The sequence below is a fragment of the Streptomyces sp. NPDC008121 genome, assembly GCF_042957155.1.
Lineage (GTDB): Bacteria > Actinomycetota > Actinomycetes > Streptomycetales > Streptomycetaceae > Streptomyces.
On sequence record NZ_JBIBHT010000008.1, the window covers coordinates 377,015 to 401,057 of the forward strand.

The 24,043-nt window shown below is 69.3% G+C and carries 20 protein-coding genes and 3 tRNA genes; 19 read left to right on the forward strand and 4 right to left on the reverse strand.

Translation table 11 applies throughout. The features are described from left to right. Positions 1-64 precede the first annotated feature (64 nt). Both ACFZBD_RS26795 and ACFZBD_RS26800 read right to left on the reverse strand, forming a co-directional pair. A complete protein-coding gene (locus ACFZBD_RS26795) occupies positions 65-721 on the reverse strand; it encodes an NAD(P)H-binding protein (RefSeq protein WP_391144140.1) in 657 nt (218 codons plus the stop codon). A 2-nt stretch (positions 722-723) separates the two neighbouring features. Next, entirely contained in the window at positions 724-1,992 is a 1,269-nt protein-coding gene (locus tag ACFZBD_RS26800) for an amidohydrolase family protein (RefSeq protein ID WP_391144141.1), read from the reverse strand. Positions 1,993-2,209: 217 nt separating this feature from the next. On the opposite strand from ACFZBD_RS26800, the gene ACFZBD_RS26805 reads away from it, so the two are divergent. From ACFZBD_RS26805 to ACFZBD_RS26845, 9 genes are all read left to right on the forward strand, one after another. Then, a tRNA-Thr gene (locus ACFZBD_RS26805) sits at positions 2,210-2,282 on the forward strand. A 44-nt stretch (positions 2,283-2,326) separates the two neighbouring features. Beyond that, a tRNA-Met gene (locus ACFZBD_RS26810) sits at positions 2,327-2,399 on the forward strand. An 89-nt stretch (positions 2,400-2,488) separates the two neighbouring features. After that, on the forward strand, positions 2,489-2,653 hold the full coding sequence (rpmG, locus tag ACFZBD_RS26815; protein ID WP_003956487.1) for a 50S ribosomal protein L33: 165 nt from the start codon (positions 2,489-2,491) through the stop codon (positions 2,651-2,653). Positions 2,654-2,748: 95 nt separating this feature from the next. Next, a complete protein-coding gene (locus ACFZBD_RS26820; protein WP_391144142.1) occupies positions 2,749-3,201 on the forward strand; it encodes a MaoC family dehydratase N-terminal domain-containing protein in 453 nt (150 codons plus the stop codon). Between the two features lie 3 nt (positions 3,202-3,204). After that, positions 3,205-3,633 (forward strand): MaoC/PaaZ C-terminal domain-containing protein, encoded by a 429-nt coding sequence (locus ACFZBD_RS26825; RefSeq protein ID WP_391144145.1) that lies wholly within the window; start codon positions 3,205-3,207, stop codon positions 3,631-3,633. A gap of 81 nt (positions 3,634-3,714) precedes the next feature. Beyond that, entirely contained in the window at positions 3,715-4,284 is a 570-nt protein-coding gene (locus tag ACFZBD_RS26830) for a TetR family transcriptional regulator (RefSeq protein WP_391144146.1), read from the forward strand. 78 nt (positions 4,285-4,362) lie between these two features. Then, positions 4,363-5,805 carry a DHA2 family efflux MFS transporter permease subunit gene (locus ACFZBD_RS26835; protein ID WP_391144148.1) on the forward strand — a complete coding sequence of 481 codons (1,443 nt, stop codon included), beginning with the start codon at positions 4,363-4,365 and terminating at the stop codon, positions 5,803-5,805. A 108-nt stretch (positions 5,806-5,913) separates the two neighbouring features. Further along, complete coding sequence (locus ACFZBD_RS26840; RefSeq protein WP_391144150.1) at positions 5,914-6,969, forward strand: UDP-N-acetylmuramate dehydrogenase; 1,056 nt, start codon at positions 5,914-5,916, stop codon at positions 6,967-6,969. Between the two features lie 117 nt (positions 6,970-7,086). Next, on the forward strand, positions 7,087-7,842 hold the full coding sequence (locus ACFZBD_RS26845; protein ID WP_391144152.1) for a hypothetical protein: 756 nt from the start codon (positions 7,087-7,089) through the stop codon (positions 7,840-7,842). On the opposite strand, the gene ACFZBD_RS26850 is transcribed toward ACFZBD_RS26845, so the two are convergent. Both ACFZBD_RS26850 and ACFZBD_RS26855 read right to left on the reverse strand, forming a co-directional pair. Next, positions 7,787-8,830, reverse strand: coding sequence for an adenosine deaminase (locus tag ACFZBD_RS26850; protein WP_391144154.1), 1,044 nt, complete (start codon positions 8,828-8,830; stop codon positions 7,787-7,789). The genes ACFZBD_RS26845 and ACFZBD_RS26850 overlap by 56 nt on opposite strands. A gap of 130 nt (positions 8,831-8,960) precedes the next feature. Continuing rightward, a complete protein-coding gene (locus ACFZBD_RS26855) occupies positions 8,961-10,187 on the reverse strand; it encodes an aminotransferase class I/II-fold pyridoxal phosphate-dependent enzyme (protein ID WP_391144157.1) in 1,227 nt (408 codons plus the stop codon). A 203-nt stretch (positions 10,188-10,390) separates the two neighbouring features. On the opposite strand from ACFZBD_RS26855, the gene ACFZBD_RS26860 reads away from it, so the two are divergent. The 10 genes from ACFZBD_RS26860 to ACFZBD_RS26905 all read left to right on the forward strand — a co-directional run bounded on the left by ACFZBD_RS26860 (position 10,391) and on the right by ACFZBD_RS26905 (position 23,659). Further along, positions 10,391-10,463: transfer RNA gene (locus ACFZBD_RS26860), tRNA-Trp, on the forward strand. A gap of 103 nt (positions 10,464-10,566) precedes the next feature. After that, positions 10,567-10,854 (forward strand): preprotein translocase subunit SecE, encoded by a 288-nt coding sequence (secE, locus tag ACFZBD_RS26865; RefSeq protein ID WP_391144159.1) that lies wholly within the window; start codon positions 10,567-10,569, stop codon positions 10,852-10,854. Positions 10,855-10,897: 43 nt separating this feature from the next. Continuing rightward, complete coding sequence (gene nusG / locus ACFZBD_RS26870) at positions 10,898-11,797, forward strand: transcription termination/antitermination protein NusG (protein ID WP_391144162.1); 900 nt, start codon at positions 10,898-10,900, stop codon at positions 11,795-11,797. 177 nt (positions 11,798-11,974) lie between these two features. Next, positions 11,975-12,409, forward strand: coding sequence for a 50S ribosomal protein L11 (gene rplK, locus ACFZBD_RS26875; protein ID WP_030318720.1), 435 nt, complete (start codon positions 11,975-11,977; stop codon positions 12,407-12,409). A gap of 104 nt (positions 12,410-12,513) precedes the next feature. Then, the gene (rplA, locus tag ACFZBD_RS26880; protein ID WP_391144164.1) at positions 12,514-13,242 is read left to right on the forward strand and encodes a 50S ribosomal protein L1; all 729 of its coding nucleotides are present in this window, start codon (positions 12,514-12,516) and stop codon (positions 13,240-13,242) included. 170 nt (positions 13,243-13,412) lie between these two features. Further along, positions 13,413-14,330, forward strand: coding sequence for a hypothetical protein (locus ACFZBD_RS26885; RefSeq protein WP_391144165.1), 918 nt, complete (start codon positions 13,413-13,415; stop codon positions 14,328-14,330). A 265-nt stretch (positions 14,331-14,595) separates the two neighbouring features. Beyond that, on the forward strand, positions 14,596-15,126 hold the full coding sequence (gene rplJ / locus ACFZBD_RS26890) for a 50S ribosomal protein L10 (protein WP_365715440.1): 531 nt from the start codon (positions 14,596-14,598) through the stop codon (positions 15,124-15,126). Between the two features lie 114 nt (positions 15,127-15,240). After that, positions 15,241-15,624, forward strand: coding sequence for a 50S ribosomal protein L7/L12 (gene rplL, locus ACFZBD_RS26895; protein ID WP_391144169.1), 384 nt, complete (start codon positions 15,241-15,243; stop codon positions 15,622-15,624). Between the two features lie 544 nt (positions 15,625-16,168). Continuing rightward, the gene (gene rpoB, locus ACFZBD_RS26900) at positions 16,169-19,651 is read left to right on the forward strand and encodes a DNA-directed RNA polymerase subunit beta (RefSeq protein ID WP_391144171.1); all 3,483 of its coding nucleotides are present in this window, start codon (positions 16,169-16,171) and stop codon (positions 19,649-19,651) included. A 108-nt stretch (positions 19,652-19,759) separates the two neighbouring features. Next, complete coding sequence (locus tag ACFZBD_RS26905; RefSeq protein WP_391144173.1) at positions 19,760-23,659, forward strand: DNA-directed RNA polymerase subunit beta'; 3,900 nt, start codon at positions 19,760-19,762, stop codon at positions 23,657-23,659. Positions 23,660-24,043 lie beyond the last annotated feature (384 nt).

Below are 24,043 nucleotides of genomic sequence, written 5' to 3' on the forward strand. Positions count from 1 at the left end.
CCCGGTGCGTGCACCGGGGACCTTCTTCGTTCTCCGACGAGGTCCGTCAGGGTTGGACGGGGGGCTACTCGCCCGCCACCGCCTTCACCGCCACCGAGACCGGGACCGAGCCGCTCACCAGTTCCAGGGTCAGGCCCGCCGTCGCCGGGGTCTCGACGAGTTCCGCGATGACCGCGGCGACGTCGTCGCGGGGGATCGGGCCGCGGCCCGTGTGGGCCTCCAGGCGGATCAGGCCCGTGCCGGCGTCGTCGGTGAGCATCCCCGGGCGCAGGATCGTCCAGTCCAGGGCCGCACGGGAGCGAACCGACTCGTCCGCCCCGCCCTTGGCGCGCAGGTACGCGTCGAAGACCTCGTCGCCCTGGTGGCGGGAGTCCGCGCCCATCGAGGAGACGACGACATGGCGCCGTACACCCGCCCGTTCGGCCGCGTCCGCGAAGAGCACGGCCGCCGCCCGGTCCACGGTGTCCTTCCGCTCCACCGAGCTCCCGGGCCCCGCGCCCGCCGCGAAGACCGCCGCGTCCGCGCCCCGCAGGGCCTCGGCGACCTCGTCGACGGACGCCGACTCCAGGTCCAGGACGACGGGTTCGGCGCCCGCCGCCCGCAGTGCGTCGGCCTGATCCGCTCTGCGGATGAGCCCGACCGCCTCGTGTCCGCCCGCCGAGAGCAGGCGCTCCAGGCGTAGGGCGATCTGTCCGTGTCCTCCAGCGATGACGATGCGCATACTCACGACCGTACGACGGGCCCGCCCGGAGGGCTTCCCGACTCGGGCCGGGACTGGCGCGGAAGATCGAGCGCCGCCGCCGAGTCGCAGTACTCCCGCACCGCGCTCGTCCGGGCCACCACCCGCCCCCGGTGCACCACGATCCGGCTGTACGCGAGGGACAGCACTCCGGTGAGTCTTTCGCCGCGCACGGCGAGGAGTTCGGCGGGGAACCCGGCCTCCACCCGCACCTCCGGCAGCCCCATCGCGGCCCTCGCCCCGGCGCTCACCGCGCCGTAGGCGTCACCGGCCGGCAGACCGCCCAGGGAGGCCAGCAGATAGGCGGCCTCCAGCGGGTCGCCCCGGCCCACCGGGTTGGAGACGTCCCGCAGCGCCCCGCCGCCCGCCGCGAGCCGTACGCCCGCCGCCCGCAGCAGCCGTACCGGCGCCGCGCCCCGCGTCTCGGTGGCACCGCAGCCGCCCTGCGGCAGGCAGACCACCGTCACCCCGGCGGCCGCGAGCTGGTCGGCCGCGCGCCGCGCCGCGTCGGAGGGCAGCCGGGCGAGCCCCGCGCACGGGCCGATCGCCACCCCGGGCCGCAGCCCGCCGGCCATCGCCGCCAGCCGGGCGAGACGCGCCGGGTCGTCACCGTCCGTGTGCAGGTCGACCGGGCAGCCGTGCTCGGCCGCCAGCTCCAGGACCGTCTCGACGTAGCCGCCCGGATCCGGGTCGAGGTCCGGGCAGCCGCCCACCACCCCGGCGCCCATCTTCAGCGCGTCCCGCAGCATCGCCGGCCCGTCCGCGCCGGCCACGCCGGTCAGCAGACGGGGCACCGCCACGGCCGTCAGGTCCGCGAGGCCGCGCAGCGAGCGCCGGGCCTGGAGGACGGCGCCGAGCGGGCCGAGCCCGTGCACGTCCCCGATCCGGACGTGCGCGCGCAGCGCGGTCGCGCCGTGGCCGAGCTGGAGGAGCGCCGCCTCGGTGGCCCGCCGCTGCACCTCCTCGGGGGCGTATGAGACGGGGCCGGGGGTGTCGGCGCTGAGCGCGGTGTCGGCGTGGGCGTGGGGTTCGGCGGCCGCGGGCAGCAGGAGGTAGCCGGCGAGGTCGACACGGGCGCCGCCGGCGGCCAGGCTGCCGGCCGTGCCGACGGCCTCGATCCGGCCGCCGCCGAGGCGTACGTCGACGGTCCGCCCGTCGGTGAGCCGGGCGTTGGCGAGCAGGAGCGAGGTCGAGTCGGCGGTGTCGGCGGCCCAGTCGTCGGGCGGCTGGGGCTGCTTGCTGTCGGCTGACATCGGGCTCCTCAAGGCTCCTCAAGATCAAGATCACGCAGCGTGGGGCCGAGCCTAGGGGCGGTCCGGCCGCCCTTCGAGGAGGAGCGCAAAAGTCGTACTGATGAGGCCACGAGTGGCGTACGGGACGGGTGTGCCCACCGCGTGCGCGCGACCGCGCGGGAGGCGGCGAAACGGATTTGGGCGATCGGCGGAGGACCGTGTAATGTCTTCATCGCTCGCCCCAATAGCTCAGTCGGTAGAGCGTCTCCATGGTAAGGAGAAGGTCTACGGTTCGATTCCGTATTGGGGCTCTGGTGAGAAGGAACCCGCCTCCGGGCGGGAACCGGATCATCAAAGCGGTGTAGCTCAGTCGGTAGAGCAAGCGGCTCATAATCGCTGTGTCACCGGTTCAAGTCCGGTCACCGCTACACACGGTAGCCGATTGTGGGGTCGGTCCTTCGATCGGCTACTCTTTTATGCGTTCATCCGTCCATCCGTCCGTCCAAGGAGCACTCACGTGGCTGCCACCGACGTCCGCCCGAAGATCACGCTGGCCTGCGTGGAGTGCAAGGAGCGGAACTACATCACCAAGAAGAACCGGCGTAACAACCCGGACCGTCTTGAGATGAAGAAGCACTGCCCTCGCTGCAACTCGCACACTGCGCACCGCGAGACTCGCTAATCAGGCTCGTACACGAGGCCGTCCCCACCAGGGGGCGGCCTCGTGTCGTTTGTCGGCAACACATCTCGGCAACAAATCCAGGAGGTATCGAGTCCATGGCGCTCGACCAGTCCTTCGTGGGCCGGACCTATCCGCCCACCGCGCCCTACGAGGTCGGCCGCGAGAAGATCCGCGAGTTCGCGGAAGCGGTGGGTGACGCCAATCCCGCTTACACCGACCGGGAAGCGGCGAAGGCGCTCGGTCACCCCGAGGTGATCGCTCCTCCGACCTTCGTGTTCGCGATCACGTTCGCGGCGGCGGGGCAGGTCATCGAGGACCCGCAGCTGGGCCTGGACTACAGCCGTGTGGTGCACGGCGACCAGAAGTTCGCTTACAGCAGGCCGGTGCGGGCGGGGGACCGGCTCACGGTGACCTCCACCATCGAGGCGATCAAGTCCCTGGCGGGCAACGACATCCTCGACATCCGCGGCGAGGTGCACGACGAGAGCGGCGAGCACGTCGTGACCGCCTGGACCAAGCTCGTGTCCCGCGCGCCCGAGGAGGCCTGAGCCATGGCTGCGAAGATCGCTTACGGCGAGGTCGAGGTCGGCACGGAGCTGCCGTCCCAGTCCTTCCCGGTGACGCGCGCCACGCTGGTGCGGTACGCCGGTGCCTCCGGGGACTTCAACCCCATCCACTGGAACGAGAGGTTCGCGCTCGAGGTCGGCCTTCCCGACGTCATCGCCCACGGCATGTTCACCATGGCCGAGGCGATCCGGGTCGTGACCGACTGGGCCGGCGACCCGGCCGCCGTGGTCGAGTACGGCGTGCGCTTCACCAAGCCGGTCGTCGTGCCCGACGACGACCGGGGCGCGCTGATCGAGGTCAGCGCCAAGGTGGCGGCGAAGCTGGACGACGGCCGGGTCCGGGTGGACCTGACGGCGATGTCGGCCGGCCAGAAGGTCCTGGGCATGTCCCGGGCCGTGGTCGCGCTCGCGTAGCGGGGGAGGGGCGGCCGCCACGAGCGGCCGCCCCGATCTCTTCGCTTGCCTAGTTAGTGATTGAGCACTAACTTTGTACCCATGGTCAGGATGAGTGCCGAGGAGCGGCGCGAGAGCGTCATCCGCGCGGCGATGAGCGAGTTCAGCCGCGGCGGCTACTACGGCACGTCCACCGAGGCGATCGCCCGGCGCGTCGGGGTGTCGCAGCCCTACCTCTTCCGGCTCTTCCCGAGCAAGAAGGCCATCTTCCTGGCCGCCTCGGTGCGCTGCACGGCCGACGTCCGCCGCGTCTTCGAGGAGGCGAGCGAGGGGCTGTCGGGCGAGGAGGCCCTGCACGCCATGGCCCAGGCGTACCACCGGATGATCGCCGAGAGTCCGGAGCGGCTCCTGATGCAGATGCAGGTGTACGCGACGGTCGCCGCCGCGGAGGCGGCCGGCGACCACGAGTTCGGCGAGGCCGTGCGGGCCGGCTGGATGGAGCTCTGGGACTCCGTCCACCTCACCCTCGGCGCCGACATCGGCGAGACCACGACCTTCCTCGCGTACGGCATGCTCATCAACACCCTGGTCGGCATGGGGTTTCCGCCCGAGCACCGGGTCTGGGAGGGGTTCTATCCCTCGTCCCGCCGCCTCGGGACCCTCGACGGATAGAGCGGCGCCGCCGCCCCGCGTCCGGCTTTTCTGCGCGTGAAAGTTAGTCAGCGATAACTAACAACAGGGGACACGACAATGAACCAGCCAATACCCCGCCGCGGCTCCGCCGTCTGGGCCCTCGTCATCACCAGCGTCGCCGGCTTCATGGCGGCCCTCGACAACCTCGTCGTCACCACCGCCCTGCCCTCCATCCGCGAAGACCTCGGCGGGGCGCTCCACGACCTCGAATGGACGGTGAGCGCCTACACCCTCACCTTCGCCGTCCTGCTCATGTTCGGCGCCGCCCTCGGCGACCGGTTCGGCCGCCGCCGGCTCTTCATCACCGGACTCGCCGTCTTCACCCTGGCCTCCGCCGGCGCCGCCCTCGCCCCGGGCATCGACGCGCTCATCGCCGCCCGCGCCGTCCAGGGCGTCGGCGCCGCGATCATGATGCCGCTCACCCTCACCCTGCTCACCGCCGCCGTACCGGCCGCCAAGCGCGGGATGGCGTACGGCATCTGGGGAGCCGTCAACGGCCTCGCCGTCGCCTCAGGACCGCTGATCGGCGGCAGCCTCACCGAGCACGTCTCCTGGCAGTGGATCTTCTGGCTGAACGTCCCGCTCGGCCTCGCCCTGCTGCCCCTCGCCCGGCTGCGCCTCACCGAGTCGTACGGCACCGGCGCCCGGCTCGACGTCCCCGGCACCCTCCTCGCCAGCGGCGGCCTCTTCGGGATCGTGTACGGACTCGTCCGCGGCCCCGTCGACGGCTGGACCAGCGTCACCGTCCTCACCGCGCTCCTCGCGGGCGCCGCCCTCCTCGCGGGCTTCGTCCACCACGGCATCCGCGCCCGCGCGCCCATGCTGCCGATGCGGCTCTTCCGCAGCCGCGCCTTCGCCGGCATCAACGCCGCGAGCCTGCTGATGTTCCTCGGCATGTTCGGCTCGATCTTCCTGCTCAGCCAGTACATGCAGGGCGTCCTCGGCTACTCGCCCACCGAGGCCGGGCTGCGCATGCTCCCCTGGACCGGCATGCCCATGCTCGTCGCGCCGCTCGCCGGCTACCTCTCCGACCGGATCGGCGGTCGCCCGGTCGTCGCCGCCGGCCTCGCCCTCCAGGCCGTCGGCCTCGCCTGGTTCGCGCTCATCGTCACCCCCGACGTGTCGTACGCCGCCCAGCTCCCCGCCCTGATCGTCAGCGGCATCGGCATGGCCCTCTACTTCGCCCCCGCCGCCCACCTCGTCATGTCCGGCGTCCGCCCGTCCGAGCAGGGCATCGCCTCCGGCGCCAACAACGCCCTGCGGGAGGTCGGCGGCGCCCTCGGCATCGCCGTGATGTCCTCGATCTTCGCCGCCCAGGGCGGCTACGACTCGGCGCGCCACTTCGTCGACGGCCTGGAGCCCGCCCTCTGGGTCGGGGCCGGGATGGTGGCCCTGGGAGCGGCCGCGGCGCTGGCCATCCCGCGCCGGCGGACGGCACCGGGGGAGGGCCCGGTCGAGAAGACCGACGGAACCGGCGAACGCCTGCTGACCTCCGCGTGACACGGCCGGCCGTCCCCCTCCGGCCCGGCCGGAGGGGGACGCCTCCCCGCGCGGCCCGCCGCCACCCGTGCCCCCTCCCGGGCGGCGGGGGCCCGTACTCTTGAGCCCGTGCAGGAACTCCACGACGCCCCCCTCGCCCCCCTGACCACCTTCCGGCTCGGCGGCCCCGCCACCCGGCTCGTCACGGCCACCACCGACGACGAGGTGATCGCCGCCGTCCGCGCGGCCGACACCGACGCCACCCCGCTGCTCGTCATCGGCGGCGGATCCAACCTGGTCATCGGCGACAAGGGCTTCGACGGGACCGCCCTGCGCATCGCCACCCGGGGCTTCCACCTCGACGGCACCCGCCTGGAGCTGGCCGCCGGAGAGGTCTGGACGGACGCCGTGGAGCGGACCGTCGAGGCCGGGCTCGCCGGCGTCGAGTGCCTGGCCGGCATCCCCGGCTCCGCCGGCGCCACCCCGATCCAGAACGTCGGCGCGTACGGCCAGGAGGTCTCCTCCACCCTCACCGAGGTCGTCGCATACGACCGGGCCGACCGCCAGGTGGTCACGCTGACCAACCAGGAGTGCGACTTCTCGTACCGCCACAGCCTCTTCAAGCGGCTGCCCGAGCGGTACGTCGTCCTCCGCGTCCGCTTCGACCTGGCCGACGCGGACGGCCTGAGCATGCCGGTCCGGTACGCCGAGACGGCCCGGGCCCTCGGCGTGGAGGTCGGCGACCGCGCTCCGCTGGCCACCGTCCGCGAGACCGTGCTGAAGCTGCGCGCCGGCAAGGGCATGGTGCTCGACCCGGAGGACCACGACACCTGGTCGGCCGGATCCTTCTTCACCAACCCGATCCTCACCACCGAGGAATTCGCCGCCTTCCACGCGCGCGTGGAGGAGCGTCTCGGCCCCGAGGCGAAGGCCCCCGCCTTCCCCGTCGGCGACACCGCCGTCAAGACCTCGGCGGCCTGGCTGATCGACAAGGCCGGCTTCACCAAGGGGTACGGCTCCGGCCCCGCCCGGATCTCCACCAAGCACACCCTCGCCCTCACCAACCGGGGCGAGGCCACCACCGAGGACCTGCTCGCCCTCGCCCGCGAGGTCGTCGCCGGAGTGCGCGAGGCCTTCGGCGTCACGCTGGTCAACGAGCCGGTGACGGTCGGCGTCGACCTCTGAGCCCCGGCGGCGGCCGGCGGGGGCACGCACGCCCGCTGCCGGCGGCACACCGCGCGGCGGGGCACGAACCGGCCCCGTACGCGGGGTTCGAACCGCCCGCCGCCGTACGGAAATGCCTTGCGGCACCCGCCCGCGGCGGCCACGCTGACCGGCATGCTGCTGAAGACCCGCGAGTTCAGGCCCCGCACGGGGCCGCACGCCCACCGGATCGTCCAGCCCTGGCCACCCCTGCGGCACACCACCCTCGACGACCCGCTCGCCGCCCGCTGGAGCTGTCTCCTCGGCGACCACGACGGGCTCTCCCGCCTCGCGGCGCTGTTCTCCTTCGCGGCCTTCTCCCGGCACACCATCGTCCACGTGCCGCTGCGCGAGAGCCTCCCGCGCGCCTTCTCCCCCGGGACACCGGTCGACCTCGTCCTCGTCCACCCCACGGCCGGACTACGCCCCTCCGCCTGGCCCGCCCTGCGCGCCCGGCTCCGTGCGGGCACGCCCCTCACCGTCCGTACGAACGAGGCCCGCACCGCCGCCCACGCCGCCGACTGGCACGAAGACCAGGACCGGCGCCACGAACGGGCGGGCAGCTGGCTCCACCCCGCCGTCCACGCCCGCACGCTCTTCCTCCGCGGCGACCGGGACGTCTTCTGCGCCGCCGCGACCGCCTTCGAGGCCGTCGCCGGCTTCGGCCCGCTGGACAAGCGCGCACGCCAGGGCCACGACGTCCTGCGGGCCTCCCTCACCTCCTACCTGGAACCCGGCTACCGGTGGGAACGCCCCGAGATCGGCATCGGCTTCCAGGCCCACCCTCCCCTGCACCGCTTCAGGCCCCCGGGCTCGCCAGCCAGTCGTCGATCCCGGACAGCAGCTTCCGGCTGACGTCCTCGGGCGCCGCCGAGCCGCGCACCGACTGGCGCGCCAGCTCCGCCAGCTCCGCGTCGGTGAAGCCGTGGTGGCGACGGGCGATCTCGTACTGGGCCGCCAGCCGGGACCCGAACAGCAGCGGGTCGTCCGCCCCCAGCGCCATCGGCACGCCCGCCTCGAAGAGCGTCCGCAGCGGCACGTCCTCGTGCTTCTCGTAGACCCCGAGGGCCACGTTGGAGGCGGGGCACACCTCGCAGGTCACGCCCCTCTCGGCCAGCTTGCGCAGCACCCGCGGGTCCTCCGCCGCCCGCACCCCGTGCCCCACGCGGGCCGCCCTGAGATCGTCAAGGCAGTCCCGCACCGACGCCGGGCCCGTCAGCTCGCCGCCGTGCGGGGCCGCGAGCAGCCCGCCCTCGCGGGCGATCGCGAAGGCACGGTCGAAGTCCCGGGCCATGCCCCGGCGCTCGTCGTTGGAGAGCCCGAAACCGACCACGCCCCGGTCCGCGTACCGCACCGCGAGCCGCGCCAGCGTGCGGGCCTCCAGCGGGTGCTTCATCCGGTTCGCCGCGACCAGCACCCGCATCCCGAGGCCGGTGTCGCGCGAGGCGGTGTCGACGGCGTCCAGGATGACCTCCATCGCCGGGATGAGCCCGCCGAGCAGGGGAGCGTACGAGGTCGGGTCGACCTGGATCTCCAGCCACCCCGAGCCGTCCCGGACGTCCTCCTCGGCCGCCTCGCGGACCAGCCGCTGGATGTCCTCCGGCGCGCGCAAGCAGGACCGGGCGATGTCGTAGAGGCGCTGGAAGCGGAACCAGCCGCGCTCGTCGGTCGCCCGCAGCTTGGGCGGGGTGCCGCTGCTCAGGGCCTCGGGGAGGTGGACGCCGTACTTGTCGGCCAGCTCGATGAGCGTCGTCGGCCGCATCGACCCCGTGAAGTGCAGGTGCAGATGGGCCTTGGGCAGCTGGTCGACGGCGCGGACTGCGTGCTCGGAAACGTGCTCCATTGAAGGATCTTGCCGCACTCGAATGGCGGAACACAGCCCCTTTCCCCGATCGGGACCTTGCCCGAACGCACGGACGGGCCCCCGGTTCCGGAGAACCAGGGGCCCGCACCACCGTCGAACGTCGTGCCGGTCAGTCGCGGGCCTCCGCGAGCAGCTTCTGCATCCGGGAGACGCCCTCCACCAGGTCCTCGTCGCCGAGCGCGTACGAAAGCCGCAGGTAGCCCGGCGTGCCGAAGGCCTCGCCCGGGACGACGGCGACCTCGGCCTCGTCCAGGATCAACGCGGCCAGCTCGACCGAGGTCCGCGGGCGCTTGCCGCGGATCTCCTTGCCCAGCAGAGCCTTCACCGAGGGGTAGACGTAGAACGCGCCCTCCGGGGTCGGGCAGAGGACGCCCTCGATCTCGTTGAGCATCCGCACGATCGTCTGGCGGCGCCGGTCGAAGGCGCGGCCCATCTCGGCGACGGCGTCGAGGTCGCCCGACACGGCGGCGAGCGCGGCGACCTGCGCCACGTTGCTGACGTTGGAGGTGGCGTGCGACTGCAGGTTGGTCGCGGCCTTGACCACGTCCTTCGGGCCGATGATCCAGCCCACCCGCCAGCCGGTCATCGCGTACGTCTTCGCGACGCCGTTGACCACGATGCACTTCTCGCGCAGCTCGGGCATGACCGAGGGGAGCGAGACGGCGGACGCGCTGCCGTAGACGAGGTGCTCGTAGATCTCGTCCGTCAGCACCCACAGGCCGTGGTCGACGGCCCAGCGGCCGATCGCCTCGGTCTCGGCCTCGGTGTAGACGGCGCCGGTCGGGTTGGAGGGCGAGACGAAGAGGACGACCTTGGTCTTCTCCGTGCGCGCGGCCTCCAGCTGCTCGACCGATACGCGGTAGCCGGTGGTCTCGTCGGCGACGACCTCGACCGGGACACCGCCGGCGAGACGGATCGACTCGGGGTACGTGGTCCAGTACGGGGCCGGGACGATGACCTCGTCACCCGGGTCGAGGATTGCGGCGAAGGCTTCGTAGATCGCCTGCTTGCCACCGTTGGTCACCAGGACCTGGGAGGCGTCGACCTCGTAGCCGGAGTCGCGCAGCGTCTTCGCGGCGATCGCGGCCTTCAGCTCGGGCAGACCGCCGGCCGGGGTGTAGCGGTGGTACTTCGGGTTCTTGCACGCCTCGACGGCGGCGTCGACGATGTAGTCCGGCGTCGGGAAGTCGGGCTCACCCGCGCCGAAGCCGATCACCGGACGGCCTGCGGCCTTGAGGGCCTTGGCCTTGGCGTCGACGGCGAGGGTGGCGGACTCGGAGATCGCACCGACGCGGGCGGAGACCCGGCGCTCGGTCGGAGGGGTTGCAGCGCTCATACGGCCCATCGTCCCAGACCCCTTCGCGGGCCGGCACACAGGTTTCAGGGTGCGGACAGGAACGGTCATTCCCGGTCGTACGAGGGCCCGCGGGGGCTCCCACGTGCTTTCTGTTCGACGCAGCGCTCATGAACACGTACACTCACTGCTCGTTGGCCCTCACCGACCACATCTCACGATGCGGTAGGTTGGGGAAGCCACAAAGGGTCGTAGCTCAATTGGTAGAGCACTGGTCTCCAAAACCAGCGGTTGGGGGTTCAAGTCCCTCCGGCCCTGCTACACACACCGCCAGGATGTGTGCGCATGTACGTACTTCGATGCACCGCCGTGCGGATCCACCCGGCACGGCACTGCCATGACCCGGGATCAGGTGAGAAGCGTGACGGACGCCGTGGGCTCCATCGACATGCCTGATGCCGAGGACGAAGCGCCTGAGTCGCAGAAGAAGACTCGTAAGGGCGGCAAGCGCGGGAAGAAGGGCCCTCTGGGCCGCCTCGCGCTCTTCTACCGCCAGATCGTCGCGGAACTCCGCAAGGTCGTCTGGCCCACCCGCAGCCAGCTGACGACGTACACCACGGTAGTGATTATCTTCGTTGTCATCATGATCGGTCTGGTGACCGTGATTGACTATGGCTTCCAGGAAGCAGTCAAGTACGTCTTCGGCTGATTTCTTGTTCCACCCCATCTGTATCCAGGAAGAAGCAGCCACCGTGTCTGACCCGAACCTGAACGACCCCGTCGATTCTGTCGAGTCCGTTGAGGACGAGCTCGACATCGTCGAGGCGGCCGACGAGGACCAGGCTGAGGCTGCTGACGCCGCTGCGGGCGAGGCGGCCGAAGAGGCCGCGCTGAACATCGACGAGGACGAGGCGGACGTCGAGGACGACGCCGACGCCGAGGACTCCGAAGAGGCCGACGAAGACGCCGAGGCCTCCGTCGACGAGACCGTCGAGGACGAGGCCGAGGAGGCCGAGGAGGAGCCCGCCGCTCCCGTCGACCCGATCCAGGCCCTCCGCGACGAGCTCCGCGGCCTGCCCGGCGAGTGGTACGTCATCCACACCTACGCCGGCTACGAGAAGCGCGTGAAGGCCAACCTCGAGCAGCGTGCCGTCTCGCTGAACGTCGAGGAGTTCATCTACCAGGCCGAGGTCCCCGAGGAAGAGATCGTCCAGATCAAGAACGGCGAGCGCAAGAACGTCCGGCAGAACAAGCTGCCCGGCTACGTTCTCGTCCGCATGGATCTGACGAACGAGTCCTGGGGCGTCGTCCGCAACACCCCCGGCGTCACCGGCTTCGTGGGCAACGCCTACGACCCGTACCCGCTGACCCTGGACGAGATCGTCAAGATGCTCGCCCCCGAGGCCGAGGAGAAGGCCGCCCGCGAGGCCGCCGAGGCCGAGGGCAAGCCGGCTCCGGCCCGCAAGGTCGAGGTCCAGGTCCTGGACTTCGAGGTCGGCGACTCGGTCACCGTCACCGACGGCCCCTTCGCCACCCTCCAGGCCACGATCAACGAGATCAACGCCGACTCGAAGAAGGTCAAGGGACTCGTCGAGATCTTCGGTCGCGAGACCCCGGTCGAGCTCAGCTTCGACCAGATCCAGAAGAACTGACCCTCCCGGACCCTCACCGGTCACAGGTTTCCGACCCAGGTCAGAGTGGCTCTCGCAGCCGCTCTGACCTGCTCGGTTTTTAGCCGCACGTCTATACCCGTTATCGTTGTGCGGTATGCCTCCATCCGGATGACCGGATGGCGGGCTGAACACTCTCACTAGGACCCGGAGAGAGCAATGCCTCCCAAGAAGAAGAAGGTCACGGGGCTTATCAAGCTCCAGATCAACGCCGGTGCGGCGAACCCGGCCCCGCCGGTCGGCCCCGCGCTCGGTCAGCACGGCGTCAACATCATGGAGTTCTGCAAGGCCTACAACGCCGCGACCGAGTCGCAGCGTGGCATGGTCGTGCCGGTGGAGATCACGGTCTACGAAGACCGCTCCTTCACCTTCATCACCAAGACTCCGCCGGCCGCCAAGCTGATCCTCAAGGCCGCGGGTGTGGACAAGGGCTCCGGCGAGCCGCACAAGACCAAGGTCGCCAAGCTCACGGCCGCCCAGGTCCGCGAGATCGCCACGGTCAAGCTCCCCGACCTGAACGCCAACGACCTCGACGCCGCGTCGAAGATCATCGCCGGCACCGCCCGCTCCATGGGCATCACGGTCGAGGGCTGATCACCCCCTCGTGACCTCCAGTGGTAGGGCCGGCGCGGCCCGCACCACGACTCCATACCTGCCACGCGGCGTAAGCCGCATGGTGCTACTGCACAGGAGCAGAAGTGAAGCGCAGCAAGGCTCTCCGCAGCGCGGACGCCAAGATCGACCGGGAGCGTAACTACGCCCCCCTCGAGGCCGTCCGTATCGCCAAGGACACCGCCGCCACCAAGTTCGACGGCACCGTCGAGGTCGCCTTCCGCCTGGGCGTCGACCCGCGCAAGGCCGACCAGATGGTCCGTGGCACCGTGAACCTCCCGCACGGCACCGGTAAGACCGCCCGGGTCCTGGTCTTCGCGACCGGTGACCGTGCCGAGGCCGCGATCGCCGCGGGCGCCGACATCGTCGGCTCCGACGAGCTCATCGACGAGATCTCCAAGGGCAACCGCCTGAACGAGTTCGACGCCGTGGTGGCCACCCCGGACCTCATGGGCAAGGTCGGCCGCCTCGGCCGCGTCCTCGGCCCGCGTGGTCTCATGCCGAACCCGAAGACCGGCACCGTCACCCCCGACGTCGTGAAGGCTGTTAACGACATCAAGGGCGGCAAGATCGAGTTCCGCGTCGACAAGCACTCGAACCTGCACTTCATCATCGGCAAGGTCTCCTTCGACGAGACGAAGCTGGTCGAGAACTACGCCGCGGCGCTGGAGGAGATCCTCCGTCTGAAGCCGTCCGCCGCCAAGGGCCGCTACATCAAGAAGGCGACCCTGACGACGACGATGGGCCCCGGCATCCCGCTGGACTCCAACCGCACCCGCAACCTCCTCGTCGAGGAGGACCCGGCAGCTGTCTGACCGGGCCGAGCCCCATAGGGCTCACTGAGTGGTCGAACCGGCCCCCAGCCCCTCTCCGGAGGGGCCGGGGGCCGGTTTTTTCGTGGGCCGATGTCGGCCGTTCGGGTTACCGTGCAGTTCGACCGATGTACGGATGAACAGACGTACCGATGACCACAGGGTGGGGACTCATGAGCATGTCCACGGGGAAGCGCGCCGCCGTCTGTCTGACGGCCGTAGCCGTCGTGGCCGGTCTGGCGGGCTGCCAGGACGGCGAGAAGGGCGGAAAGTCCGCGGGGGCGCCCGAGAACCGCCAGACGGCCACACAGGTCATCCAGGCCGCGTACAAGAAGACCTCGGCGGCCAAGTCCGCGAAGGTCCGGATGACCATGACGATGCCGGCCGCGCTGGAAGGCGGCGGCAGCATGACCATGACCGGCGTCCAGGGATGGAACCCCACCGTCATGGATATGACGATGAAGGGCTCCATGCTCCGGGCGGCGGGCGGGGACGGCCCGAGCCGGATGCGCATGATCATGCTCGACAACGCCATGTACATGGACATGGGCGTCGCGCGGGCCGCGGAGATGGACGGCAAGCGCTGGATGAAGCTCGACCTGAAGGCGGCCGCGGACGCCTCCGGCGACAAGGGCCTGCAGAAGCAGCTGACCGGCGGCCTGGAGAGCGCGAACCAGGACCCGTCCCAGCAGCTCGCCCTGCTGCTCGAGTCGCCCGACCTCAAGCACGTCGGCGCCGAGAAGATCGACGGCGTCGACACCCGGCACTACAAGGGCACGCTCAGCTTCGAGCAGATGCTCGACTCCAACAAGGGCGCCTCCTCCGTGCTCTCGGCCAAGGAGCGCGAGGAGCTGATCGCGAGCGTCGAGAAGGCCGGCATGAAGGGCTACGACACCGAGGTCTGGGTCGACGAGGACGGCTACCCGGCGCGGATGCTCGTCGACATGACCATGGCCCAGGGCACGGTCCGCCTCGAGGCCCACTACTCCGACTACGGCGCCCAGGCCACCGTCCAGGCCCCGCCGGCCGAGGACACCGTGGACCTCTTCGGGATGCTGAAGGAGCTCGGCTCCGGACTCGGCGGCGCCTGAGCCGTACGGGCGGATTTGCTCGTCGCCGATCCCTTCGCGTACTCTTCCCCAGAAGCCAAAGACCGCTGGTCGTTGCCGTGCTCTCGCAAGGGGTGCGGTGGCCGAAGGATTCGCTGAGATGCGAACGACCCGCGCAGGTGACCGTGGAAGAGTTCCCGGATCGTTCGATCCGGTCGAGCTGAGCCCCGTGCGCCTGCGCCGGGGCGTTTTGTTTTGTTCAGCCCCTTCTGAGCGGTCCTCATCACCCGGAAGGAGGCCGACGCTCATGGCAAGGCCCGACAAGGCTGCCGCGGTAGCCGAGCTCAAGGACAAGTTCCAGAGCTCGAGCGCCGTCGTGCTGACCGAGTACCGGGGTCTCACCGTGGCGCAGCTGAAGACGCTGCGCCGTTCGCTCGGTGAGAACGCCCAGTACGCCGTGGTGAAGAACACGCTGACCAAGATTGCGGCCAACGAGGCCGGGATCACTTCGCTCGACGACCAGTTCACCGGTCCGACGGGCGCTGCCTTCATCACCGGTGACCCGGTGGAGTCGGCGAAGGGTCTTCGTGACTTCGCCAAGGACAACCCCAACCTCGTCATCAAGGGCGGTGTCCTTGACGGCAAGGCGCTGTCCGCCGACGAGATCAAGAAGCTTGCGGACCTCGAGTCCCGCGAGGTTCTGCTCAGCAAGCTGGCCGGTGCCTTCAAGGGCAAGCAGTCGCAGGCTGCCTCGCTCTTCCAGGCGCTGCCGTCGAAGTTCGTCCGCACCGCGGAAGCGCTTCGCGTCAAGCTCGCCGAGCAGGGCGGTGCCGAGTAACTCGGCTCGCGCAATGACCCTCACCCCACCAGGGGGGACGGTCGCAGCGGGCCGACAGTACGCCCGCCTACATGTACATCGGCACCAGCCGAATTAGTGGAAGGATCGCCCATCATGGCGAAGCTCTCTCAGGACGACCTCCTCGCCCAGTTCGAGGAGATGACCCTCATCGAGCTCTCCGAGTTCGTGAAGGCCTTCGAGGAGAAGTTCGACGTCACCGCCGCCGCGGCCGTCGCCGTTGCCGGCCCCGCCGGCCCGGGTGCCTCGGCCGAGGCTGCCGAGGAGCAGGACGAGTTCGACGTCATCCTCACCGGCGCCGGTGACAAGAAGATCCAGGTCATCAAGGTCGTGCGCGAGCTGACCTCCCTCGGCCTGAAGGAGGCCAAGGACCTCGTCGACGGTGCGCCGAAGCCCGTCCTCGAGAAGGTCGCCAAGGAGGCCGCGGAGAAGGCCGCCGAGTCCCTCAAGGGCGCCGGCGCCTCCGTCGAGGTCAAGTAACACCTCGCGAGTCTCCTGACTCGCTCAGGCGCCGCTCAGGCGCCTTCTGAAGGGCGATCACCCATCCGGGTGGTCGCCCTTCCGCGTTCCCCGGAGCGGGCGCGTCGGGGGTCGTGGAGGGCGTTCCTGTCGGAGTATGGTGATCTTCGCCGTGCGCCCCCGCTCACCGGGGGGCCTTGACGAACCGCACGCAGCGCGCAATTCTCAGGACGCGTCGTCACAACGATCCGTATCCGAGGCATGGATCGACGACGGAACGGGCAGTATCGAGGTGCGCCACACGGCGCGAGGTACCGCGGAGTTGAGAACAACGAGGGTCGAGAAAAGTACGCCCTGGACATCAGTGAGCCGAGTGGCTACACTGACCCTTTGCGCTGCCTGTTAGCTGCCCCCTGCCCGTCACCAGGGGCATCCCCTCGCATAAGCATCGTGGACACGACCGCCCTGACCTGGCTTTACGGCCACTGTCCGGAACGTCCGTCTTCATGCACAGCTTGGAACCGGTACGCGCGTAGTGAGTCCGAGCCCTCGGAAGGACCCCCTCTTGGCCGCCTCGCGCAACGCCTCGACCAATACGAACAACGGCGCCAGCACCGCCCCGCTGCGCATCTCCTTTGCAAAGATCAAGGAGCCCCTCGAGGTTCCGAACCTCCTCGCGCTGCAGACCGAGAGCTTTGACTGGCTGCTCGGTAACGCCGCCTGGAAGGCTCGCGTCGAGGCAGCTCTCGAGTCGGGACAGGACGTCCCCAGGAAGTCGGGTCTGGAGGAGATCTTCGAGGAGATCTCCCCGATCGAGGACTTCTCCGGGTCGATGTCGCTGACCTTCCGCGACCACCGTTTCGAGCCGCCGAAGAACTCGATCGACGAGTGCAAGGACCGTGACTTCACGTACGGCGCCCCGCTCTTCGTCACCGCCGAGTTCACCAATAACGAGACCGGCGAGATCAAGTCCCAGACGGTCTTCATGGGCGACTTCCCGCTCATGACCAACAAGGGCACCTTCGTCATCAACGGCACCGAGCGTGTCGTCGTGTCGCAGCTTGTCCGCTCGCCGGGCGTCTACTTCGACTCCTCGATCGACAAGACGTCCGACAAGGACATCTTCTCCGCCAAGATCATCCCTTCCCGGGGTGCCTGGCTGGAGATGGAGATCGACAAGCGCGACATGGTCGGTGTCCGCATCGACCGCAAGCGCAAGCAGTCCGTCACCGTCCTCCTGAAGGCGCTCGGCTGGACCACCGAGCAGATCCTGCAGGAGTTCGGCGAGTACGAGTCCATGCGCGCCACCCTGGAGAAGGACCACACCCAGGGCCAGGACGACGCGCTGCTCGACATCTACCGCAAGCTGCGTCCGGGCGAGCCGCCGACGCGCGAGGCCGCTCAGACGCTGCTCGAGAACCTCTACTTCAACCCCAAGCGCTACGACCTCGCGAAGGTCGGCCGCTACAAGGTGAACAAGAAGCTCGGCGCCGATGAGCCGCTGGACGCGGGTGTCCTCACCACCGACGACATCATCGCGACCATCAAGTACCTCGTGAAGCTCCACGCGGGCGAGACCGAGACGGTCGGCGAGTCGGGCCGGGAGATCGTCGTCGAGACCGACGACATCGACCACTTCGGCAACCGCCGTCTGCGCAACGTCGGCGAGCTCATCCAGAACCAGGTCCGCACGGGTCTGGCTCGTATGGAGCGCGTCGTGCGCGAGCGCATGACCACGCAGGACGTCGAGGCGATCACGCCGCAGACCCTGATCAACATCCGGCCGGTCGTCGCCTCCATCAAGGAGTTCTTCGGCACCAGCCAGCTGTCGCAGTTCATGGACCAGAACAACCCGCTGTCGGGTCTGACGCACAAGCGTCGTCTCTCGGCGCTGGGTCCCGGTGGTCTGTCCCGTGAGCGGGCCGGCTTCGAGGTCCGAGACGTGCACCCGTCCCACTACGGACGCATGTGCCCGATCGAGACCCCCGAAGGCCCGAACATCGGTCTGATCGGTTCGCTCGCCTCGTACGGCCGCGTCAACGCGTTCGGCTTCATCGAGACGCCGTACCGCAAGGTCGTCGACGGTCAGGTCACCGACGAGGTCGACTACATCACCGCCGACGAGGAGGACCGCTTCGTCATCGCCCAGGCGAACGCGATCCTGAACGACGAGCTCCAGTTCACCGAGCCGCGCGTCCTGGTCCGCCGCCGAGGCGGCGAGGTCGACTACGTCCCGCCGACCGACGTCGACTACATGGACGTCTCGCCGCGCCAGATGGTGTCGGTCGCGACCGCCATGATCCCGTTCCTCGAGCACGACGACGCCAACCGTGCCCTGATGGGCGCGAACATGATGCGGCAGGCGGTGCCGCTGATCAAGTCCGAGGCCCCGCTCGTCGGTACCGGCATGGAGTACCGCTGTGCCACCGACGCCGGCGACGTGCTGAAGGCCGAGAAGGACGGTGTGGTCCAGGAGGTCTCCGCGGACTACATCACGACCACGAACGACGACGGCACGTACACCACGTACCGCCTGCACAAGTTCTCCCGGTCGAACCAGGGCACCTCCGTCAACCAGAAGGTCGTGGTCGACGAGGGCTCGCGCGTCATCGAGGGCCAGGTCCTCGCCGACGGTCCCGCCACCGAAGACGGCGAGATGGCCCTCGGCAAGAACCTGCTCGTGGCGTTCATGCCGTGGGAGGGTCACAACTACGAGGACGCGATCATCCTGTCGCAGCGCCTCGTGCAGGACGACGTCCTCTCCTCGATCCACATCGAGGAGCACGAGGTCGACGCCCGTGACACCAAGCTCGGTCCGGAGGAGATCACCCGGGACATCCCGAACGTCTCCGAGGAGGTCCTCGCGGACCTCGACGAGCGCGGCATCATCCGCATCGGTGCGGACGTCGTCGCCGGCGACATCCTGGTCGGCAAGGTCACGCCCAAGGGCGAGACCGAGCTGACCCCGGAGGAGCGTCTGCTCCGCGCGATCTTCGGCGAGAAGGCCCGCGAGGTGCGTGACACCTCGCTCAAGGTCCCGCACGGTGAGATCGGCAAGGTCATCGGCGTCCGCGTCTTCGACCGCGAGGAGGGCGACGAGCTTCCTCCGGGCGTGAACCAGCTGGTCCGCGTCTACGTCGCCCAGAAGCGCAAGATCACCGACGGCGACAAGCTCGCCGGCCGTCACGGCAACAAGGGTGTCATCTCCAAGATCCTTCCGATCGAGGACATGCCCTTCCTCGAGGACGGCACCCCGGTCGACATCATCCTCAACCCGCTGGGTGTCCCGTCCCGAATGAACCCGGGACAGGTCCTGGAGATCCACCTCGGCTGGCTCGCCAGCCGCGGCTGGGACGTCTCCGGCCTCGCGGACGAGTGGGCGCAGCGCCTGCAGGCCATCGGTGCCGACCAGGTCGCCCCGGGCACCAACGTCGCCACCCCCGTCTTCGACGGTGCGCGTGAGGACGAGCTCGCGGGTCTGCTGCAGCACACCATCCCGAACCGCGACGGCGAGCGCATGGTGCTCCCCTCCGGCAAGGCGCGCCTGTTCGACGGCCGCTCCGGCGAGCCGTTCCCGGACCCGATCTCGGTCGGGTACATGTACATCCTCAAGCTCCACCACCTGGTCGACGACAAGCTGCACGCCCGGTCGACCGGTCCGTACTCGATGATCACCCAGCAGCCGCTGGGTGGTAAGGCCCAGTTCGGTGGCCAGCGCTTCGGTGAGATGGAGGTGTGGGCGCTGGAGGCTTATGGCGCCGCGTACGCCCTCCAGGAGCTGCTGACGATCAAGTCCGACGACGTGACCGGCCGCGTGAAGGTCTACGAGGCGATCGTCAAGGGCGAGAACATCCCTGAGCCCGGCATCCCCGAGTCCTTCAAGGTGCTCATCAAGGAGATGCAGTCCCTGTGCCTCAACGTGGAGGTGCTGTCCTCGGACGGCATGTCCATCGAGATGCGCGACACCGACGAGGACGTCTTCCGCGCAGCGGAGGAGCTCGGTATCGACCTGTCCCGGCGCGAGCCGAGCAGCGTCGAAGAGGTCTGACGGGAGTCCGGTACGGGGACTCGGTGCACCATCGCTGAGTCCCCGGCCGGCCCCAGGACCCCCGTTTCAGACCCCAAGACTTACAACCCTGAGAGGGATTGACGCATAGTGCTCGACGTCAACTTCTTCGACGAGCTCCGGATCGGTCTGGCCACCGCTGACGACATCCGTCAGTGGAGCCACGGCGAGGTCAAGAAGCCGGAGACCATCAACTACCGCACGCTCAAGCCCGAGAAGGACGGACTCTTCTGCGAGAAGATCTTCGGTCCGACCCGGGACTGGGAGTGCTACTGCGGCAAGTACAAGCGTGTCCGCTTCAAGGGCATCATCTGTGAGCGGTGTGGCGTCGAGGTCACCCGCGCGAAGGTGCGCCGCGAGCGGATGGGCCACATCGAGCTCGCCGCTCCCGTTACCCACATCTGGTACTTCAAGGGCGTCCCGTCGCGCCTCGGCTACCTGCTCGACCTCGCGCCGAAGGACCTCGAGAAGGTCATCTACTTCGCCGCGTACATGATCACGTTCGTCGACGACGAGCGTCGCACCCGCGACCTCCCGTCGCTGGAGGCGCACGTCTCCGTCGAGCGTCAGCAGATCGAGAACCGTCGCGACTCCGACCTGGAGGCCCGCGCCAAGAAGCTCGAGACCGACCTGGCCGAGCTCGAGGCCGAGGGCGCCAAGGCCGACGTGCGCCGCAAGGTGCGCGAGGGTGCCGAGCGTGAGATGAAGCAGCTGCGCGACCGTGCGCAGCGCGAGATCGACCGTCTCGACGAGGTCTGGAACCGCTTCAAGAACCTCAAGGTCCAGGACCTGGAGGGCGACGAGCTCCTCTACCGCGAGCTGCGTGACCGCTTCGGCACGTACTTCGACGGTTCGATGGGTGCCGCGGCGCTGCAGAAGCGCCTGGAGTCCTTCGACCTGGACGAGGAGGCCGAGCGCCTCCGCGAGATCATCCGTACCGGCAAGGGCCAGAAGAAGACCCGTGCGCTCAAGCGCCTCAAGGTCGTCTCCGCGTTCCTGCAGACCGCGAACAGCCCCAAGGGCATGGTTCTCGACTGCGTGCCGGTGATCCCGCCGGACCTGCGTCCGATGGTGCAGCTGGACGGTGGCCGCTTCGCGACTTCCGACCTGAACGACCTGTACCGCCGCGTGATCAACCGCAACAACCGTCTGAAGCGTCTGCTCGACCTCGGTGCCCCCGAGATCATCGTGAACAACGAGAAGCGGATGCTCCAGGAGGCGGTCGACGCCCTCTTCGACAACGGCCGTCGCGGTCGCCCGGTCACGGGCCCCGGCAACCGTCCGCTGAAGTCCCTCAGCGACATGCTGAAGGGCAAGCAGGGTCGATTCCGTCAGAACCTGCTCGGCAAGCGTGTGGACTACTCCGCGCGTTCCGTCATCGTCGTCGGTCCGCAGCTGAAGCTGCACCAGTGCGGTCTGCCGAAGGCCATGGCGCTGGAGCTCTTCAAGCCGTTCGTGATGAAGCGCCTGGTCGACCTGAACCACGCGCAGAACATCAAGAGCGCCAAGCGGATGGTCGAGCGCGGCCGCACGGTGGTGTACGACGTCCTTGAAGAGGTCATCGCCGAGCACCCGGTCCTGCTGAACCGTGCGCCCACGCTGCACCGCCTCGGCATCCAGGCCTTCGAGCCCCAGCTGGTCGAGGGCAAGGCCATCCAGATCCACCCGCTCGTCTGCACCGCGTTCAACGCGGACTTCGACGGTGACCAGATGGCCGTGCACCTGCCGCTCTCCGCGGAGGCGCAGGCCGAGGCCCGCATCCTGATGCTGTCCTCGAACAACATCCTGAAGCCGGCCGACGGCCGTCCGGTCACGATGCCGACCCAGGACATGGTCCTCGGTCTGTTCTTCCTGACCACCGACGGTGAGCTGCGGGACACCAAGGGCGAGGGCCGCGCGTTCGGCTCCACGGCCGAGGCGACGATGGCGTTCGACAACGGTGAGCTCGCGCTCCAGTCGCCCATCGACATCCGCTTCCCCATCGGCACCGTTCCCCCGCGCGGCTGGGTTCCCCCGGTCGCCGAGGAGGGCGAGCCGCAGTGGCAGCAGGGTGACTCGTTCCGTCTGCGGACGACCCTGGGCCGTGCGCTCTTCAACGAGCTGCTGCCCGAGGACTACCCCTTCGTCGACTACTCCGTCGGCAAGAAGCAGCTCTCCGAGATCGTCAACGACCTCGCCGAGCGCTACCCCAAGGTCATCGTGGCGGCGACGCTCGACAACCTGAAGGCGGCGGGCTTCTACTGGGCGACCCGTTCCGGCGTCACCGTGGCCATCTCCGACGTCGTCGTGCCGGAGGCCAAGAAGGCGATCGTCAAGGGCTGGGAAGAGCAGGACGAGAAGGTCCAGAAGCAGTACGAGCGCGGTCTCATCACCAAGGAAGAGCGCACTCAGGAGCTCATCAACATCTGGACCAAGGCGACCAACGAGGTCGCCGAGGCGATGAACGCGAACTTCCCCAAGACGAACCCCATCTTCATGATGGTTGACTCGGGTGCCCGAGGAAACATGATGCAGATGCGGCAGATCGCCGGTATGCGTGGTCTGGTGTCGAACGCCAAGAACGAGACCATCCCGCGTCCCATCAAGGCGTCCTTCCGTGAGGGTCTCACCGTCCTCGAGTACTTCATCTCGACGCACGGTGCCCGTAAGGGTCTGGCCGACACCGCCCTGCGTACCGCCGACTCGGGTTACCTGACCCGTCGTCTGGTGGACGTCTCGCAGGACGTGATCATCCGCGAGGAGGACTGCGGCACCGAGCGCGGTCTGAAGCTGAAGATCGCCGAGAAGGGTGCCGACGGCATCCTGCGGAAGACGGGCGACGTCGAGACCTCCGTGTACGCGCGGATGCTCGCCGAGGACGTCGTCGTGGACGGCAAGGTCATCGCGCCGGCCAACGTCGACCTGGGTGACGTGCTCATCGACGCCCTCGTGGGCGCCGGCGTGGAGGAGGTCAAGACCCGCTCGGTCCTGACCTGTGAGTCCGCCGTCGGTACCTGTGCCTTCTGCTACGGCCGCTCGCTGGCCACCGGCAAGCTGGTCGACATCGGTGAGGCCGTCGGCATCATCGCCGCCCAGTCCATCGGTGAGCCCGGTACCCAGCTGACGATGCGTACCTTCCACACCGGTGGTGTGGCCGGTGACGACATCACGCAGGGTCTGCCGCGTGTCGTCGAGCTCTTCGAGGCCCGTCAGCCCAAGGGTGTCGCCCCGATCTCGGAGGCGGCCGGCCGCGTCCGCATCGAGGAGACCGAGAAGACCAAGAAGATCGTCGTCACCCCGGACGACGGCAGCGACGAGACGGCGTTCCCGATCTCGAAGCGTGCCCGTCTGCTGGTGGGCGAGGGCGACCACGTCGAGGTGGGCCAGAAGCTCACCGTGGGTGCCACCAACCCGCACGACGTGCTGCGGATCCTCGGTCAGCGCGCGGTCCAGGTCCACCTGGTCGGCGAGGTCCAGAAGGTCTACAACTCGCAGGGCGTGTCGATCCACGACAAGCACATCGAGATCATCATCCGGCAGATGCTGCGCCGTGTGACGATCATCGAGTCCGGCGACGCGGAGCTGCTGCCGGGCGAGCTCGTCGAGCGCTCGAAGTTCGAGACCGAGAACCGTCGTGTGGTCACCGAGGGCGGTCACCCCGCTTCCGGCCGTCCGCAGCTGATGGGTATCACCAAGGCCTCGCTCGCCACCGAGTCGTGGCTGTCGGCGGCGTCCTTCCAGGAGACGACCAGGGTTCTGACCGACGCGGCGATCAACGCCAAGTCGGACTCCCTGATCGGCCTCAAGGAGAACGTCATCATCGGTAAGCTCATCCCGGCCGGTACGGGCCTGTCCCGCTACCGCAACATCCGGGTCGAGCCGACCGAGGAGGCCAAGGCCGCGATGTACTCGGCCGTCGGCTACGACGACATCGACTACTCGCCGTTCGGCACCGGCTCCGGCCAGGCCGTTCCGCTGGAGGACTACGACTACGGTCCGTACAACCAGTAAGCGAGTCGCTTGAAGCACTGAAGGGCGGCCACCCCGTTGCGTACGGGGTGGCCGCCCTTCGGCGTGCGCGGCGGGTCCGCGCTCGTGGTGGGCGCGGCGCTGCCCGCGGGGGGCCGGCGGGCGCGCTCCAGGGCGTCGAGCCGGGTCTGGACGGCCGCCTGGGGGAGGGCTGGCGCGCGGGGGCGGTGGCCTGCCAGGACGGTGCCGGGGGGCGGTGAGGCGGCTCACCACGGCGGGGGCCACCAGGCGTCCCCTGGGGCCGGAAGGGGCCGTGGGGCGCGGGAGGGCGGCGAGCGCGGCGGCGGGAGGGCCCGGCCCGCTCACGTGAGCGGCGTCACCCGGCCTCTCGGTCCCCGCCCCGCCGTTCCCCCCGACTCCCGCCCC

Excerpts from the sequence above, each read along its gene's own strand:
- rplK (WP_030318720.1), top strand. The coding sequence starts at position 11,975 with ATGCCTCCCAAGAAGAAGAAGGTCACGGGGCTTATCAAGCTCCAGATC.
- ACFZBD_RS26820 (WP_391144142.1), top strand. The coding sequence starts at position 2,749 with ATGGCGCTCGACCAGTCCTTCGTGGGCCGGACCTATCCGCCCACCGCG.
- ACFZBD_RS26795 (WP_391144140.1), bottom strand. The coding sequence starts at position 721 with ATGCGCATCGTCATCGCTGGAGGACACGGACAGATCGCCCTACGCCTG.
- ACFZBD_RS26835 (WP_391144148.1), top strand. The coding sequence starts at position 4,363 with ATGAACCAGCCAATACCCCGCCGCGGCTCCGCCGTCTGGGCCCTCGTC.
- ACFZBD_RS26800 (WP_391144141.1), bottom strand. The coding sequence starts at position 1,992 with ATGTCAGCCGACAGCAAGCAGCCCCAGCCGCCCGACGACTGGGCCGCC.
- rplL (WP_391144169.1), top strand. The coding sequence starts at position 15,241 with ATGGCGAAGCTCTCTCAGGACGACCTCCTCGCCCAGTTCGAGGAGATG.
- rplJ (WP_365715440.1), top strand. The coding sequence starts at position 14,596 with ATGGCAAGGCCCGACAAGGCTGCCGCGGTAGCCGAGCTCAAGGACAAG.
- ACFZBD_RS26885 (WP_391144165.1), top strand. The coding sequence starts at position 13,413 with ATGAGCATGTCCACGGGGAAGCGCGCCGCCGTCTGTCTGACGGCCGTA.
- ACFZBD_RS26855 (WP_391144157.1), bottom strand. The coding sequence starts at position 10,187 with ATGAGCGCTGCAACCCCTCCGACCGAGCGCCGGGTCTCCGCCCGCGTC.
- ACFZBD_RS26825 (WP_391144145.1), top strand. The coding sequence starts at position 3,205 with ATGGCTGCGAAGATCGCTTACGGCGAGGTCGAGGTCGGCACGGAGCTG.
- ACFZBD_RS26830 (WP_391144146.1), top strand. The coding sequence starts at position 3,715 with ATGGTCAGGATGAGTGCCGAGGAGCGGCGCGAGAGCGTCATCCGCGCG.
- ACFZBD_RS26850 (WP_391144154.1), bottom strand. The coding sequence starts at position 8,830 with ATGGAGCACGTTTCCGAGCACGCAGTCCGCGCCGTCGACCAGCTGCCC.